11 protein-coding genes and 1 pseudogene are annotated in these 14,239 nt (G+C 58.8%); 3 read left to right on the forward strand and 9 right to left on the reverse strand.

What is annotated here, in order from left to right; all coding sequences use genetic code 11:
• Nucleotides 1-59: 59 nt before the first annotated feature.
• From ACW9IR_RS25180 to amaB, 8 genes are all read right to left on the reverse strand, one after another.
• Complete coding sequence (locus ACW9IR_RS25180) at nt 60-824, reverse strand: SDR family oxidoreductase (protein ID WP_457465360.1); 765 nt, start codon at nt 822-824, stop codon at nt 60-62.
• Nucleotides 825-1,663: 839 nt separating this feature from the next.
• Complete coding sequence (locus tag ACW9IR_RS25185; RefSeq protein WP_457465361.1) at nt 1,664-2,380, reverse strand: ABC transporter ATP-binding protein; 717 nt, start codon at nt 2,378-2,380, stop codon at nt 1,664-1,666.
• On the reverse strand, nt 2,377-3,249 hold the full coding sequence (locus ACW9IR_RS25190) for an ABC transporter ATP-binding protein (RefSeq protein ID WP_077570679.1): 873 nt from the start codon (nt 3,247-3,249) through the stop codon (nt 2,377-2,379). Before ACW9IR_RS25190 ends, ACW9IR_RS25185 begins: the two co-directional genes overlap by 4 nt.
• Nucleotides 3,246-4,547 (reverse strand): high-affinity branched-chain amino acid ABC transporter permease LivM, encoded by a 1,302-nt coding sequence (gene livM / locus ACW9IR_RS25195; RefSeq protein WP_095047315.1) that lies wholly within the window; start codon nt 4,545-4,547, stop codon nt 3,246-3,248. Before livM ends, ACW9IR_RS25190 begins: the two co-directional genes overlap by 4 nt.
• A 3-nt stretch (nt 4,548-4,550) precedes the next feature.
• Complete coding sequence (locus tag ACW9IR_RS25200) at nt 4,551-5,465, reverse strand: ABC transporter permease subunit (RefSeq protein WP_095121858.1); 915 nt, start codon at nt 5,463-5,465, stop codon at nt 4,551-4,553.
• A 239-nt stretch (nt 5,466-5,704) separates the two neighbouring features.
• Nucleotides 5,705-6,838, reverse strand: coding sequence for an ABC transporter substrate-binding protein (locus ACW9IR_RS25205; RefSeq protein WP_038360427.1), 1,134 nt, complete (start codon nt 6,836-6,838; stop codon nt 5,705-5,707).
• A gap of 368 nt (nt 6,839-7,206) precedes the next feature.
• Nucleotides 7,207-8,490 (reverse strand): L-pipecolate oxidase, encoded by a 1,284-nt coding sequence (amaA, locus tag ACW9IR_RS25210; protein WP_457465362.1) that lies wholly within the window; start codon nt 8,488-8,490, stop codon nt 7,207-7,209.
• Nucleotides 8,491-8,647: 157 nt separating this feature from the next.
• Nucleotides 8,648-10,138, reverse strand: a complete 1,491-nt coding sequence (amaB, locus tag ACW9IR_RS25215) for an L-piperidine-6-carboxylate dehydrogenase (protein ID WP_457465363.1) — start codon at nt 10,136-10,138, stop codon at nt 8,648-8,650.
• A gap of 163 nt (nt 10,139-10,301) precedes the next feature.
• On the opposite strand from amaB, the gene ACW9IR_RS25220 reads away from it, so the two are divergent.
• The 3 genes from ACW9IR_RS25220 to nadE all read left to right on the forward strand — a co-directional run bounded on the left by ACW9IR_RS25220 (nt 10,302) and on the right by nadE (nt 13,472).
• Entirely contained in the window at nt 10,302-11,201 is a 900-nt protein-coding gene (locus tag ACW9IR_RS25220; protein WP_016985380.1) for a LysR family transcriptional regulator, read from the forward strand.
• 215 nt (nt 11,202-11,416) lie between these two features.
• Entirely contained in the window at nt 11,417-12,640 is a 1,224-nt protein-coding gene (gene pncB / locus ACW9IR_RS25225) for a nicotinate phosphoribosyltransferase (protein ID WP_095121850.1), read from the forward strand.
• A 4-nt stretch (nt 12,641-12,644) separates the two neighbouring features.
• A complete protein-coding gene (gene nadE / locus ACW9IR_RS25230; protein WP_150707172.1) occupies nt 12,645-13,472 on the forward strand; it encodes an ammonia-dependent NAD(+) synthetase in 828 nt (275 codons plus the stop codon).
• 111 nt (nt 13,473-13,583) lie between these two features.
• Here nadE and ACW9IR_RS25235 read toward each other — a convergent pair.
• Nucleotides 13,584-14,239 (reverse strand): annotated as a pseudogene (locus ACW9IR_RS25235) (hypothetical protein); the annotation flags it as partial.

A 14,239-nucleotide genomic window follows, 5' to 3' on the forward strand; every position in this document is an offset into this window, starting at 1 on the left:
ACATTTGATCGCGGTCTCATGTGGGAGCGAGCTTGCTCGCGAAGAACGATGACGCGGTGTCAGGCCTTATTACGCTCGATGGCAAAACCGGCCCAGGTCTGGCTCACCGGCATCAATTCCAGGCTGTTGATGTTGATGTGCGCCGGCGCATTCATCACCCAGAAAATCGTCTCGGCGATGTCCTGTGGCTGGATCGGCTCGGCACCGGCGTAAGTCGCGTTGTAACGCTCCTGATCACCAGCGAAACGCACCAGCGAGAACTCGCTTTCGCACAGCCCCGGCTCAATATTGCTGACCCGCACACCGGTACCCTGCAAGTCGCAACGCAGGTTCAGCGAGAACTGTTTAACGAACGCTTTGGTCGCGCCATACACATGGCTGCCCGGATACGGATAGTTGCCGGCGATGGAGCCAAGGTTGACGATGCCGGCGCCACGACCATGGGCGATCAGGCGTGGCAGCAGCAAGCGTGTGGCGTACATCAGGCCTTTGACGTTGGTGTCGACCATGGTGTCCCAATCGTCCAGATCGCACTTCGGCGCCGGGTCCACGCCCAATGCCAGACCGGCGTTGTTGATCAGGCCACGCAGTTTGGCGAACGATGGCGGCAGGTTGGCAATCGCCTCTTCCATCGCCTTGCGATCGCGCACATCGAGGATCAGACCATGCACTTCGGTCTGCTTCGACAACTCGGCACACAGCGCGGTCAGGCGTTCTTCACGACGGCCGGTCAGCACCAGTTTCCAGCCAGCCTCGGCAAAACGGCGGGCACAGGCTTCACCAAATCCGGACGTCGCGCCGGTGATAAACAGGGTGTTGGACATCGTGTTCTCCTTGCTTCGGCCGCCGGGGCAGCCCTTGGAATAGAAAATCAGCAGGCAGCATGCCCGCCCGCGCATTCACGGGCAACACCCACAAGCAGTACAAAAAACAACCAACTCTGTCGACGCCATAGCCTGCGTGGCCTGTAGGCATATGCCCGCATGTTATCCACAGTCCCTTCCACAGTTTCCGGGGGCAAGTGCAAACGCGCAAAGCCACGCCACACAAGGCTTTGCGGGCGAAATAGAAAGTTTTTTGCTTGACCCTGAAGTGGTGGATGTGCGGGATATGGCATTTTGCACGACTGGTCACTCAGCACAGTGATTGCGCGAGGCCAGTAATTACGGCCCTCAGCGCAGTCTTTCCAGAGTTTAATCACAGACTTATCCACAGGCTTGCTCACCGGTAATCGCTGCTACCGGTACCTCTATAAAAAGGTTGACAACGAAGACTTCAAGCCTCGCAAAAACGCCTGATCAAAAAACAACCACACACTTGAACACCACGGATTACAAGGCCTGCAGCCAGATACACCCACGTTATTCACAGCCAGCTCCACAGTAACCGGGGACAAGTCAAAACTGTGGAAAAACAGCCATTTGCAGCGTCTATATGTCGCGCTTTGGCAGCTTCGGGAATTTGTTTTCCACAATTCTGGAATCTGGCGCATATCAACTGTAGGAGTGAGCCTGCTCGCGATAGCGGTGTATCAGTCACCAGTGATGGCGAATGGGAAACCGCGATCGCGAGCAGGCTCACTCCTACAGGGGGTTGCGGTGGATTTGGGATGTAAAAAAGCCCCGGGACTTACGTCGCCGGGGCTGTGCATAACGTCGAGGAATCAGTGCCCGCCCAAATAGGCGTTACGCACCTCCTCGTTCACCAGCAACTCCTTACCCGTGCCGGTCAGGCGAATCTCGCCGTTGACCATCACATACGCGCGATCCGACAGCTTCAGCGCATGGTTGGCGTTCTGCTCGACCAGAAAAATGGTCATGCCGGTTTTCGCCAATTCGCGCAGGGTCGCAAAGATCTGCTTCACCACAATCGGCGCCAGACCCAGGCTCGGCTCATCGAGCAGCAGCAACTTCGGCCGGCTCATCAACGCACGGGCAATGGCGAGCATTTGCTGTTCGCCGCCAGACATGGTCATCGCCCGCTGGTTACGTCGCTCTTCAAGCCGTGGGAACAGCTCGAACATCCGCTGCATGTCCTCTTTGGCGTACTTGTCGCCAATCGGGATGGTACCCATCAGCAGGTTTTCCTCGACGGTCATGTCGGGGAACACCCGCCGCCCTTCCGGCGACTGCGCAATACCGTTGGAGGCGATGTAGTGCGAGGACTTGTGGGTAATGTCGACGCCTTGATAGAGAATCTGCCCGCTCGCCGCCCGTGGCTGACCGAAGATCGACATCAGCAACGTTGATTTACCGGCACCGTTGGAGCCGATCAGGCTGACGGTTTCCCCTTCGTTGATCTGCAGCGAAACACCTTTGAGCGCCTGGATCGGGCCATAGAAAACGTCGAGGTCTTTGAGTTGGAGGATCGGTTGCGTCATACCAGCTCCTCTTCGTCGGCGCCCAGGTAGGCGGCAATCACTTTCGGATCGTTACGGATCGCTTCAGGCCCGCCCTCAGCGATGACGATGCCGTGGTCCAGCACCACGATGTGGTCGGAAATGCTCATTACCATACCCATGTCGTGTTCGATCAGCACCACGGTCAGATCGTGCTCGTCGCGCAGCAGCCGGATCATCGCGCTCAGCGCTTCGGTTTCCTGAGGGTTGAGGCCGGCGGCCGGTTCGTCGAGGCAGATGATCTGCGGCCGCGTGCACATGGCCCGGGCGATCTCCAGACGGCGTTGCTGACCGTAGGAAAGCTCACCGGCGAGACGATTGGCGCAGTCGACCAGATCGACCACTTCCAGCCAGTAGAACGCCACGTCCAGCGCGTCACTTTCGGCCTTGCGGTAGCCCTTGGTGTTGAGAATACCGGCAAGCATGTTGCGGTTGACCCACATGTGCTGGGCCACCAGCAGGTTTTCCAGCACCGACATTTCCTTGAACAGGCGAATGTTCTGGAAGGTTCGCGCCAGGCCTGCACGGTTTACCAGGTGCGTGCCGCCGAACATTTTGTAGTACATGCGGCTGAGGAAGGATTTCGGCGAGACGAAATCGGTCGGTTTGAACGACTCGCCCAGCAACTGGATGACGTTGGTCTGCTGGCCGCGCACATTGAGTTCGATCTTGCCGCCCGAGGCTTTGTAGAACCCGGTCAGGCAGTTGAACACCGTGGTCTTGCCGGCGCCGTTGGGGCCGATCAAGGCGAAGATCGAGTTGCGTTTGACCTTCAGGCTGACATCGCTCAACGCCTTGATGCCACCGAAATGCATCATCAGTTTTTCAACAGAGAGTACGACTTCACTCATGGCGCAGTCCTCTCATAGTGAATGGCACCTTTGCGTGGAGTGACCCCGGTACGGCTGATACGGATCAGCCCGCGTGGTCGCCAGATCATCATCAAGACCATCAGGATGCCGAACAGCAGCACGCGATATTCGGCGAAGCCGCGCAGCAGTTCCGGGGCGACGGTGAGTACGAATGCAGCGATCACCACACCGATGGTCGAGCCCATGCCGCCGAGCACGACGATGGCGAGGATCAGCGCCGATTCAAAGAAGGTGAACGAGGTCGGGTTGACGAAGCCTTGGTAGGTGGCGAAGAACACACCCGCAAGACCGGCGGTCGACGCACCGATGGTGAAGGCCGAGAGCTTTACCAGCACGTGGTTCAGGCCCATCGAGCGGCAGGCGATCTCATCTTCACGCAGAGCTTCCCAGGCGCGACCGACCGGCATTTTCACCAGACGATGCTTGATGTACAGCACAGCCAGCACCACGAGGAACAACACCGCGTAGATGAAGTAATACTTCACGTCCGGGTTGTAGGCGATGCCGAAAAACTCGTGAAACGGCACCCCGCCATCCTTCGCCCGTTTGCCGAACTCCAGACCGAAGAACGTCGGCAGTGGCGCCGGCATACCATTCGGGCCACCGGTCAGGGACAACCAGTTGTTGAGGACCAGGCGAATGATTTCACCGAAGCCCAGGGTCACGATCGCCAGGTAGTCGCCGTGCAGACGCAACACAGGGAAGCCGAGGATGCACCCGGCCAGCCCGGCAGTGATCGCCGCCAGCGGCAGCACCGTCCAGAAACCCAGACCGAGATACTGATAACCGAGCGCCAGACCGTAGGCGCCGATGGCGTAGAACGCCACATAACCAAGGTCGAGCAGACCGGCCAGACCGACCACAATGTTCAGCCCCAGCCCCAGCAGCACATAGATCAACCCGAGGATGACCACGCCGAGCAGATAGGAGTTGGAGACAAACGGCACAATGACGGCCAGCACAATCAGCAGCGGGATGATCCAGCGCAGCGAGGATTTGTGATCGGCCGGCAGCACGTGCACACCAGAGCCGGTGCTCTCGAATCCGTCGAGAATTTTCAGGCCCTTTGGCGTTTGCAGGAACAGGCTGAGGGCAAAGCGGCCAATCATGACAATGCCGATGATCCAGGCCACACGGGTCGGCTCGAGGTTAAAGCTGTAACCCTCGAGCACGACGCCGACAATCGGGCCGAAAACGATCAGGGCAATCAGGCCGGCAAGAATCGCCTCAACCAGGCTTTTTTTGATATCGATGGATTTTTGAGTGGTTGAAGACATCGCTTACACCTTCGACACAAGAGGACGGCCCAACAGGCCCTGCGGCCGGAAGACCAGAACAAGTACGAGCAGCGAGAAGCTGAACACGTCTTTGTAGTCGGAGTTGACCAGACCGGAGAACAGCGACTCGGAAATGCCGAGGATGATCCCGCCGAGCATGGCCCCGGGCAGTGAACCGATCCCGCCAAGCACCGCCGCGGTGAACGCCTTGATGCCGATAATGAAGCCGGCATAGAAGTCGAAAGTGCCGTAGTTCATGGTGATCAGTACGCCGGCCAGCGCTGCCATGGCTGCACCGATGATGAACACATAGGAAATGACCCGATCGGTATTGATGCCAAGGATCGAAGCCATCTTGCGGTCTTGCTGGGTCGCACGGCACATGCGTCCGAGCTTGGTGTACTTGATGATGTAGGTCAGCAGGCCCATGCCGACGAATGCGGCCACCAGAATGAAAACTTTGGTGTAGGTCAGTTGCACGAAACCGGTACCGATGTCGACACGCCACGCACCGCTCAGCAGGGTTGGCACGCCCTGTTGTTTGGCGCCTTGAGCGATCTGTGCGTAGTTTTGCAGGATCAGGGAAATGCCGATGGCGCTGATCAGCGGTGCCAGTCGGGTGGAGTTGCGCAGGGGTTTGTAGGCGACTCGTTCAATGACCCAGCCATACACCGCCGTGACGACGATGGTGAAGATCAGTGTGCCGAGCATCAGCAGCGGGAAAGATTCGATACCGAAGTAAGCCAGCAGAGCCAGACTGATTGCCGCCAGGTAAGCAGAAATCATGTAAACCTCGCCGTGGGCGAAGTTGATCATGCCGATGATGCCGTAGACCATTGTGTAGCCGATGGCGATCAGGCCATAGACCGACCCGAGGGTCAGGCCGTTGACCAGTTGCTGCAGGAAAATACCATCCATAACGCAATCTCACGCAGTGAGAACCTGCACACCTTTGATGTGCGGCTCTTCTAGGAAAAATACAGATTTACGTCGGAGCAATGTCAGCCACGATCCACCCGTCACCACCGCCCCCTGTAGGAGTGAGCCTGCTCGCGATAGCGGATTAACATTCAACACATGTGTTGCCTGTAACTCCGTCATCGCGAGCAGGCTCACTCCTACAAAGGAACCGTGGGATCAGCTGATCGCGTCAGCGCTTACTTCTGTTTTTCCAGCTGGTGATATTTGCCATCCTTGTCCCACTGGTAAACCACGTAGTCGGAGACTTTCAGGTCGCCCTTGGAATCCCAGGTTTTTTCGCCCATCACGGTTTTCACCGGATTTTTCTTCAGCCAGGCCGCAGCCTCTTCACCCTTGTTGGACTTCGCACCATTGAACGCGGCAGCCAGGGTCTGCACCGAAGCGTAGGCGTACAGGGTGTAACCCTCAGGCTCGGTACCGGCCTTGCGGAATGCGTCCACAACGGTCTTGCTCTCAGGCAACAGACGCGGGTCGGCGCCGAAGGTCATCAGCACGCCATCGGTGAACTGCGGGCCACCGGCGGTGGTCACCAGTTCGTCAGTCACGATGCCGTCATCGGACATGAACTTGACGTCTTTCAGGCCTTGTTCACGCAGTTGTCGAACCAGCGGGCCGGCCTCCGGGTGCAGACCACCGAAGTAGACGACATCGGCGCCGGCGCCACGGATCTTGGTGACGATGGTGCTGAAGTCTTTTTCACCACGGGTCAGGCCTTCGTACAACACGGGCGTCACGCCGCGCTTGACCAGTTGTGCCTTGGTGGCATCCGCCAGGCCTTGGCCGTAGGTATCTTTGTCGTGCAGCACGACGACTTTCTTGCCCTTGAGTACGTCGACGATGTAGTCACCGGCCACAATGCCTTGCTGGTCGTCACGCCCGCACATACGGAACATGGCGCTGAGACCGCGCTCGGTGACTTGCGGGTTAGTCGAACCCGGGGTGATCGCGATGATCCCGGCTTCGTCGTAGATTTCCGACGCTGGAATGGTCGAAGAAGAGCAGAAGTGACCGACCACGCCGGCGACTTTCTGGTTGGTGAGGTCCTTGGCGACCGTCACGGCCTGTTTCGGCTCGCAGGCGTCATCGCCCTTGACCAGTACGATTTTTTCCCCGTTGACGCCGCCAGCCGCGTTCACCGCGTCAGCCGCTGCCTGTGCACCCTTCATGTACTGCTCGCCAAATGCCGCGTTGGCGCCCGTCATTGGACCCGCTACACCGATTTTCACATCAGCTTGAGCAAACGCAGAAACACCCAACGCAGTAGCCACTGCGAGGGCCAGAAAGCCTTTCTTGTAAAACGTCTGGGACATGAGGTGGTGCTCCAAGGTTTTTTTTAGTTGGCACTGCGACTTCACTTCACTGAATGCTCAGAGCAAGGGCCGTGCCATCGGTTTTTTATTCTTCAAAAAGTCGCTGCTTTCTTGTTATTTCGACTGTTTCGTTCCCATTTTCATTGGGCGTGCAACCGTCTAAACCGCGGAAGGTGAAACCATTTATTTTTTCAGGCGCAACCCGCACGCGCCATCATTGCAACCGCGGCGCCAAACGACGTGCAACCAGCCTGTAACAGCCCGCGTCACCGAACTGCACACTGCTGGTGCGGGACTGCTACAACCCGCACCATTACAGGCTAGTCGCTGCATCGAAAAGCGCCGCTTCCGGCAACATATTTCAACACTCAAATGACGATGCGCAGGCACTGGCCCGCGTGATACAGCGAGAACCCGGCCTCGTACAGGCAACTGCGCAAGCCCACACCGGCCAAGGGCTGCATCGGTGCGAAGGGAATCGGCAGGGCTTGCGGATTGCCGTTACACAGATAGTCGGCGAAGGCTTTGCCGACCACGGTGCCAGTGGTCACGCCACGACCGTTGTAACCAGTGACGGCCACCAATCCCGGTGCCGGTTCGAACAGGCGCATGAGGTGATCGGGCGTGAACGCGATGCGCCCGGTCCAGGTGCATTCCCACTCGACGGGTTGCAGATTGGGGAAGTAATGCTGCTGCACGCGGTCGGCCCAGGCCTTGAGAAACCAGGTCGGTTTCTGATTGCCATTGCCGAGGCTGCCGAGCAACAAGCGCCCTTCTTTGTCGCGACGGATGCTGCTCAGCACCTGCCGCGTATCCCACGAGCCCTGCCCGCCCGGGAGAATTTCCTGCGCGGCGTCCTCGGTCAGCGGCACCGAAGCGACCTGATAGTAATAACCGGGGAAGAAGTTGCGCTTGAGTTCGGTCCAGTCGCCTTCGGTGTAGGCGTTGGAGGCAATGACCACTTGCTCGGCCAGCACTGAACCGTGCTCGGTCTGCACTGACCAGTTCGAGCCCTGACGCTCAAGGCGAGTGACCGGGGAATGATCGAACATTTGCCCGCCGAGACCTTTCACCGCGTTGGCCAGCCCGGTGACATACGCCATCGGGTTGAGCGTCCCGGCGCGGCGATCGAGCAATGCGGCGGCAATTTTTTGCGTGCCGGTGGCTTGCTCGCAGGCCTTGCCGGTCAGCAGTTCAACCGGTGCGCCGCGACGTTTCCATTGTTGCTCGCGGCTGCGCAAATCCGCCTCGCCCTTGGCGTTGTGCGCCATGTGCAACGTGCCTTCGCGGCGTAACTGGCAATCGATGTTGTACTTATCCACAAGGCTGAAGACCAGTGCCGGCGCAGCCCCGAGCATACGGTTGAGCTGACTGCCCACCGCTTCGCCGAAACCGGCTTCTATCTCGTCCGGCGGGATCCACATGCCGGCGTTAACCAGTCCGACGTTGCGTCCGGAACCGCCGTGACCGGCGCGATGCGCTTCCAGCACGCAGACGCTTTTGCCTTTTTCCAACAGATGCAGCGCTGCCGACAACCCGGTAAAACCGGCGCCGATCACGCAGACATCGACTTTGACTTCGCCCCTGAGCGCGGTGTTATCCGGCCTTTGCGGCGTGAGCTTTTCCCACAGACATTCTTCGCGTAACGGCATTGCCAGACTCCAACAGAAACCTGCCAAACACAGTGCTGATCCTGTGGGAGCGAGCCTGCTCGCGAAAGGGGCGTATCAGCCAACATCAATGTCGACTGACCCACCGTATTCGCGAGCAGGCTCGCTCCCACAGGGGATCTCCATTTGACGGGAGCACTCAGTCGAATGTGATGCCCTGCGCCAGCGGCAACTCCAGCGAGTAGTTCACGGTGTTGGTCTGGCGGCGCATGTACGCGCGCCATGCATCGGAGCCCGACTCACGGCCACCACCGGTTTCTTTCTCGCCACCAAACGCGCCACCAATTTCTGCACCGCTCGGGCCGATGTTGACGTTGGCGATGCCACAGTCGCTGCCCACCGCCGACATGAACTGCTCAGCCTCGCGCACGTCCGTGGTGAAGATGCACGACGACAAACCTTGCGGCACCGCATTGTTCAGACGCAGCGCTTCCTGGAAGTCGTTGTAACCGACCACGTACAGAATCGGCGCGAAGGTTTCGCTGCAGACCACATCGCTCTGCTCCGGCATTTCAACAATCGCTGGCGAAACGTAATAAGCATTGGGGAACTGCTCTTCCAGTTGACGCTTGCCACCGAACACCCGGCCGCCCTCGCTCAACGCCTGCTCCAGCGCGTCCTGCATGTTTTCGAAGCTATGTTTGTCGATCAGCGGACCGACCAGATTGCCTTCCAGCGGGTTGCCGATGCGCACTTTCGAGTACGCAGCTTTGAGACGGGTGACGATTTCTTCCTTCACCGACTCATGGGCAATCAGTCGACGCAGGGTGGTGCAACGCTGCCCAGCCGTACCCACGGCGCTGAACAGAATCGCACGTACCGCCATGTCGAGATCGGCGCTTGGGCCGAGGATCATCGCGTTGTTACCGCCCAGCTCGAGGATGCTGCGGGCAAAACGTGCGGCGACTTTCGGCGCCACTTCGCGGCCCATGCGCGTGCTGCCGGTGGCGCTGATCAGCGCTACACGCGGATCATCAACCAGCGCTTCGCCAGCATCGCGACCACCAATAATCACCTGGCAAAGATTCGCCGGCGCATCGGTGAAGTTCTTCACCACGCGGTCGAACAGTGCCTGACAGGCCAATGCGGTCAGCGGGGTTTTCTCCGACGGTTTCCACACCACCGGGTTGCCGCAGACCAGCGCCAGCGTGGTGTTCCACGCCCACACTGCGACCGGGAAGTTGAACGCGCTGATCACTCCGACCACGCCCAGTGGATGCCAGGTTTCGCGCATATGGTGGCCCGGACGCTCAGAGGCAATGGTCAAACCGTACAGCTGACGGGACAGGCCGACGGCGAAATCGCAGATGTCGATCATCTCCTGCACTTCACCCAGACCTTCCTGGGTGATCTTGCCGGCCTCCCAGGAAACCAGCTCACCAAGATCAGCCTTGTATTCACGCAACACTTCACCGAACTGACGCACCAGCTCACCGCGACGCGGGGCCGGCACCTTGCGCCACTGCTCGAACGCATGATCTGCGCGACTGATGTGCTGCTCGACTTCGGCCGGGCCTTCCCAGTTGACGGCGGCGATGCGGCTGCCGTCGATCGGCGAATGCACCGGCACTTTGCCGTTCTGATAAAGGGCCGGGTTCACCCCTAGACGATCAAGCAATGCGGCAACCATGGGTCACTCCTCAAGCAAAAGACTGAATGTGTGCGGACGCTTTTTCGCGACCGGGCAGGCCTTTAGTTGTAGCGTCACAATGGCAAGGCAACAAACGACCTTTACGCGAGATATCATTCCGTTTATTCATGCTGCGCACAGAAAGACAAGAAAAGGATCGGCCATGCTGAACAAACGCCACTTGCCCTCGATCACCGCCCTGCAGTGTTTCGAGGCCGTGACCCGGCACCTGAGCTTCACTCGCGCCGCCGAGGAGCTGAACCTGACCCAGAGTGCGGTGAGCAAACAGGTCGCACAGCTCGAGGAGTTGTTGCAGCACTTGTTGTTCCGCCGGGTGCGGCGGCGCTTGCAGATGACCCCGGCCGGGGATTTGTACTTGGTTGAAGTAAGAAAAATCCTCACCCAAGTGGAAATGTCGACGCATTACCTGCGCTCCTACGGCGGTGAGACTGAAGTCCTGCGCGTCTCTACGCCATCAACCTTCGGCGCGCGCTGGCTGGTGCCGCGCCTGAAAGGCTGGCGCCTGCGCCATCCGTCGATCCATCTGGATTTGTGTAACGAGCAGGAAGCGGATGACCTGCTGCAAGGGCGCAGCGATCTGGCGTTCTACTTCGGCCAGGGCTCACGGCCCGGCACTGAATGCCTGAAGTTGTTCGGCGAAGAGCTTGTTCCGGTCTGCGCGCCGGGCAGCCTGCCGGACAAGCCATTCACTGATCCGACGCAACTCACCGATCTGGTGCTGCTGCAAAATGCCTCGCGCCCGCAAGCATGGCACGACTGGTTCGACAGTCAGGGTTACCAGACCGAACACAGCTACCACGGGCCGCGTTTCGAAACCTTTTATATGTGCATTCGTGCCGCGCAGGTCGGCTGTGGTGTGGCGCTGTTGCCACGGTTTCTGGTGGAGGAGGAATTGGCCGACGGCAAACTGGTCATTCCCTTCGAGCATGCCATGCCGAGCACTGATGCCTATTACCTCGCGTACCCGGAGCATGCGGCGGAAGTGCCGAAGGTGCGGGATTTTGTGAAATGGATGCTGGAGCAGATCGACAGCCCAGCATGAGCTGCCTTGCCCCCCTGTGGGAGCGAGCTTGCTCGCGAAGAGGCCGACACATTCAATATCAATGTCAGCTGAAATGACGCCTTCGCGAGCAAGCTCGCTCCCACAAGGTATCTGGTGCGTTGTCAAAAAATGCTGGCAATCCGCACCGCTGATATGCGCCACTAGCGCCATTGATTGAGACCGCGCACAGGCGCGGCGCACCTGGAGACCCCGTTATGAGCGAGAGCGTGTTTGCCGATCGCATCGTGCAGAACCTGCTCGACACCGACTTCTACAAACTGACGATGATGCAGGCGGTGCTGCACAACTACCCCAACGTCGAAGTCGAATGGGAGTTCCGTTGCCGTAACAGCGAGGATCTGCGCCCCTATCTGGCCGAGATCCGTTTTCAGATCGAGCGTCTGGCCGAGCTGAGCCTGAGCGCCGATCAACTGAGTTTTCTCGAGCGCATCAGCTTCCTCAAACCGGACTTCCTGCGTTTCCTCGGGCTGTTCCGCTTCAACCTGCGCTATGTGCACACCGGTATCGAAAACGGCGAGTTGTTCATCCGCCTGCGTGGACCATGGCTGCACGTAATCCTCTACGAAGTGCCGTTGCTGGCGATCGTCAGCGAAGTACGCAACCGCTATCGCTATCGTGAAACCGTGCTCGAACAGGCGCGCGAACAGCTCTATCGCAAGTTCGACTGGCTGACCGCCAATGCCTCGGCCGACGAATTGTCGCAACTGCAGGTCGCCGATTTCGGCACCCGTCGGCGCTTTTCGTACGGCGTGCAGGCTGAAGTGGTGAATGTGCTCAAACACGACTTCCCCGGACGATTCGTCGGCACCAGTAACGTGCACCTGTCGCGCGAACTCGATATGAAACCGCTGGGCACGATGGCCCACGAATGGATCATGGCCCACCAGCAACTCGGTCCACGGCTGATCGACAGCCAGATCGCCGCGCTCGATTGCTGGGTTCGCGAATACCGTGGCCTGCTCGGGATCGCGCTCACCGATTGCATCACCACCGATGCGTTCCTCGGCGACTTCGACCTGTTCTTCGCCAAGCTGTTCGACGGACTGCGCCACGACTCCGGCGATCCTGTGGTGTGGGGCGAAAAATGCATCGCCCACTATCACAGGCTTGGCATCGACCCGATGAGCAAGACCCTGGTGTTTTCCGACAGCCTGACCCTGCCCAAATCGCTGGAGATCTTCCGCGCGCTGCACGGACGGATCAATGTCAGTTTCGGCATCGGTACCAACCTCACCTGTGACATTGCGGGTGTCGAACCGATGAGCATCGTGCTTAAAATGACTGCCTGCAACGGCCAACCGGTGGCGAAGATCTCCGACGAGCCAGGCAAGTCCCACTGCAAAGACCCGAATTTTGTCGCCTATTTGCGACACGTGTTCCAGGTTCCTGCCGATTCCAGTCTATCTAGCAAGGAGTGAATTCATGCAAGCCGTACAGCGTGAGATTGCTGAACAGCTCAAGGTGCAACCGCCGTTCGCCGACTACCAGGCCCTGCAGGCCGAAGTCGCCCGGCGCATTGCCTTTATTCAGGATTGTCTGGTCAATTCCGGGCTCAAGACGCTGGTGCTGGGCATCAGCGGCGGTGTCGATTCGCTGACCGCCGGCCTCTTGGCCCAGCGTGCGATGCGCGAGTTGCGCGACCAGACCGGTGACAGCAGCTACAAATTCATCGCCGTGCGCCTGCCATACGAAACCCAGTTCGACGAGCACGACGCCCAGGCCTCGGTGGATTTCATCGCCCCGGACGAGCGCCACACAGTCAACATCGGCCCGGCGGTGAAATCGCTGGCCAGTGAAGTTGCGGCCTTCGAAGGCAAGCACGCGGTGTCGGTGGACTTCGTGCTTGGCAACACCAAGGCGCGGATGCGCATGGTTGCGCAGTACACCATCGCTGGCGCGGCGCACGGTCTGGTGATCGGCACCGATCACGCGGCAGAAGCAGTGATGGGTTTCTTCACCAAATTTGGTGACGGCGCTTGTGATCTGGCACCGCTCAGCGGTCTGGTAAAAAATCAGGTTCGGGCGATTGCGCGCAGCTTTGGCGCGCCGGAGTCGCTGGTCGAGAAAGTGCCGACGGCAGACCTGGAAGATCTGTCGCCGGGCAAACCGGACGAGGCTTCGCATGGCGTGACCTATGCCGAAATCGACGCCTTCCTGCATGGCGAGCCCGTGCGGGAAGACGCGTTCAAGATCATTGTCGATACGTACAACAAGACGCATCACAAGCGGGTCATGCCGTTCGCGCCTTGAGCTGCTGCGAGAGGTAAAAACTGTCGCAGGCGGCGATCCCGATTTCGAGTACGAAAATCAAAAAATCGCAGCCTGCGGACAGCTTCGGCGCCGGTACGTGGAGACTTGCAGTCATTGTTTCAGGCGTTGTTCAGGGGCTTCAGGGTCCACGATCGTGATAGTGATTGATTCAGATTGGCTATCCGACGGCGTTTTTGCGTTGAATACGTATATTCCGGGCTTCAATTCCGGGAGTGTCTCTTGCCAGGCATGATCGAAGGCCACTGAAGTCGGGGCCAAATCCTCCTCACCATTGCGAAGTATTAATCGGAAATGTCCTGCTGCCTGGCCACTGAACGCAAGCGTCGTAAACGCAGTCTCGTCGCCATCTTGCAGATCCTTGCCGCCTTCGCCGACTTCTGCAATCCGGCCGATAGCAGGTTGTTTCGGTGACCCGACATAGAAGTCTATGGCGGCCGTCGGGTTGCCCTGTGGAGCCTTGGCTGTCAGCGAATATCTTGTGTCGGTTGAAAAATCCAACTCGCCGCTCCATTCGCCATCGGTCACGTCAAAGGTCTCGATCGGCTCTAAATTATCTTTAGCAAACACCTCTACCGTACTTGAGCTGGCGGTCCCGGCAATCGTTAATTTAGTGTCCGGCGTAGCCGTTTCGTTGCGCACTTCTCCAGAAATGCCAATCAGACCAGTAATCTTTACCTCGCCTTCGGGTTCATCGCTGACAGTCACGGTGTGGGTCTCGGATTTTTCGCCGTCTACGTCCTCGGCTT

It is taken from the genome of Pseudomonas sp. SDT291_1_S447 (genome assembly GCF_054070155.1).

What these genes read in the sequence shown, in the direction of transcription:
- ACW9IR_RS25180 (WP_457465360.1), bottom strand. Translation starts at nt 824, where the DNA reads ATGTCCAACACCCTGTTTATCACCGGCGCGACGTCCGGATTTGGTGAA.
- ACW9IR_RS25185 (WP_457465361.1), bottom strand. Translation starts at nt 2,380, where the DNA reads ATGACGCAACCGATCCTCCAACTCAAAGACCTCGACGTTTTCTATGGC.
- ACW9IR_RS25190 (WP_077570679.1), bottom strand. Translation starts at nt 3,249, where the DNA reads ATGAGTGAAGTCGTACTCTCTGTTGAAAAACTGATGATGCATTTCGGT.
- livM (WP_095047315.1), bottom strand. Translation starts at nt 4,547, where the DNA reads ATGTCTTCAACCACTCAAAAATCCATCGATATCAAAAAAAGCCTGGTT.
- ACW9IR_RS25200 (WP_095121858.1), bottom strand. Translation starts at nt 5,465, where the DNA reads ATGGATGGTATTTTCCTGCAGCAACTGGTCAACGGCCTGACCCTCGGG.
- ACW9IR_RS25205 (WP_038360427.1), bottom strand. Translation starts at nt 6,838, where the DNA reads ATGTCCCAGACGTTTTACAAGAAAGGCTTTCTGGCCCTCGCAGTGGCT.
- amaA (WP_457465362.1), bottom strand. Translation starts at nt 8,490, where the DNA reads ATGCCGTTACGCGAAGAATGTCTGTGGGAAAAGCTCACGCCGCAAAGG.
- amaB (WP_457465363.1), bottom strand. Translation starts at nt 10,138, where the DNA reads ATGGTTGCCGCATTGCTTGATCGTCTAGGGGTGAACCCGGCCCTTTAT.
- ACW9IR_RS25220 (WP_016985380.1), top strand. Translation starts at nt 10,302, where the DNA reads ATGCTGAACAAACGCCACTTGCCCTCGATCACCGCCCTGCAGTGTTTC.
- pncB (WP_095121850.1), top strand. Translation starts at nt 11,417, where the DNA reads ATGAGCGAGAGCGTGTTTGCCGATCGCATCGTGCAGAACCTGCTCGAC.
- nadE (WP_150707172.1), top strand. Translation starts at nt 12,645, where the DNA reads ATGCAAGCCGTACAGCGTGAGATTGCTGAACAGCTCAAGGTGCAACCG.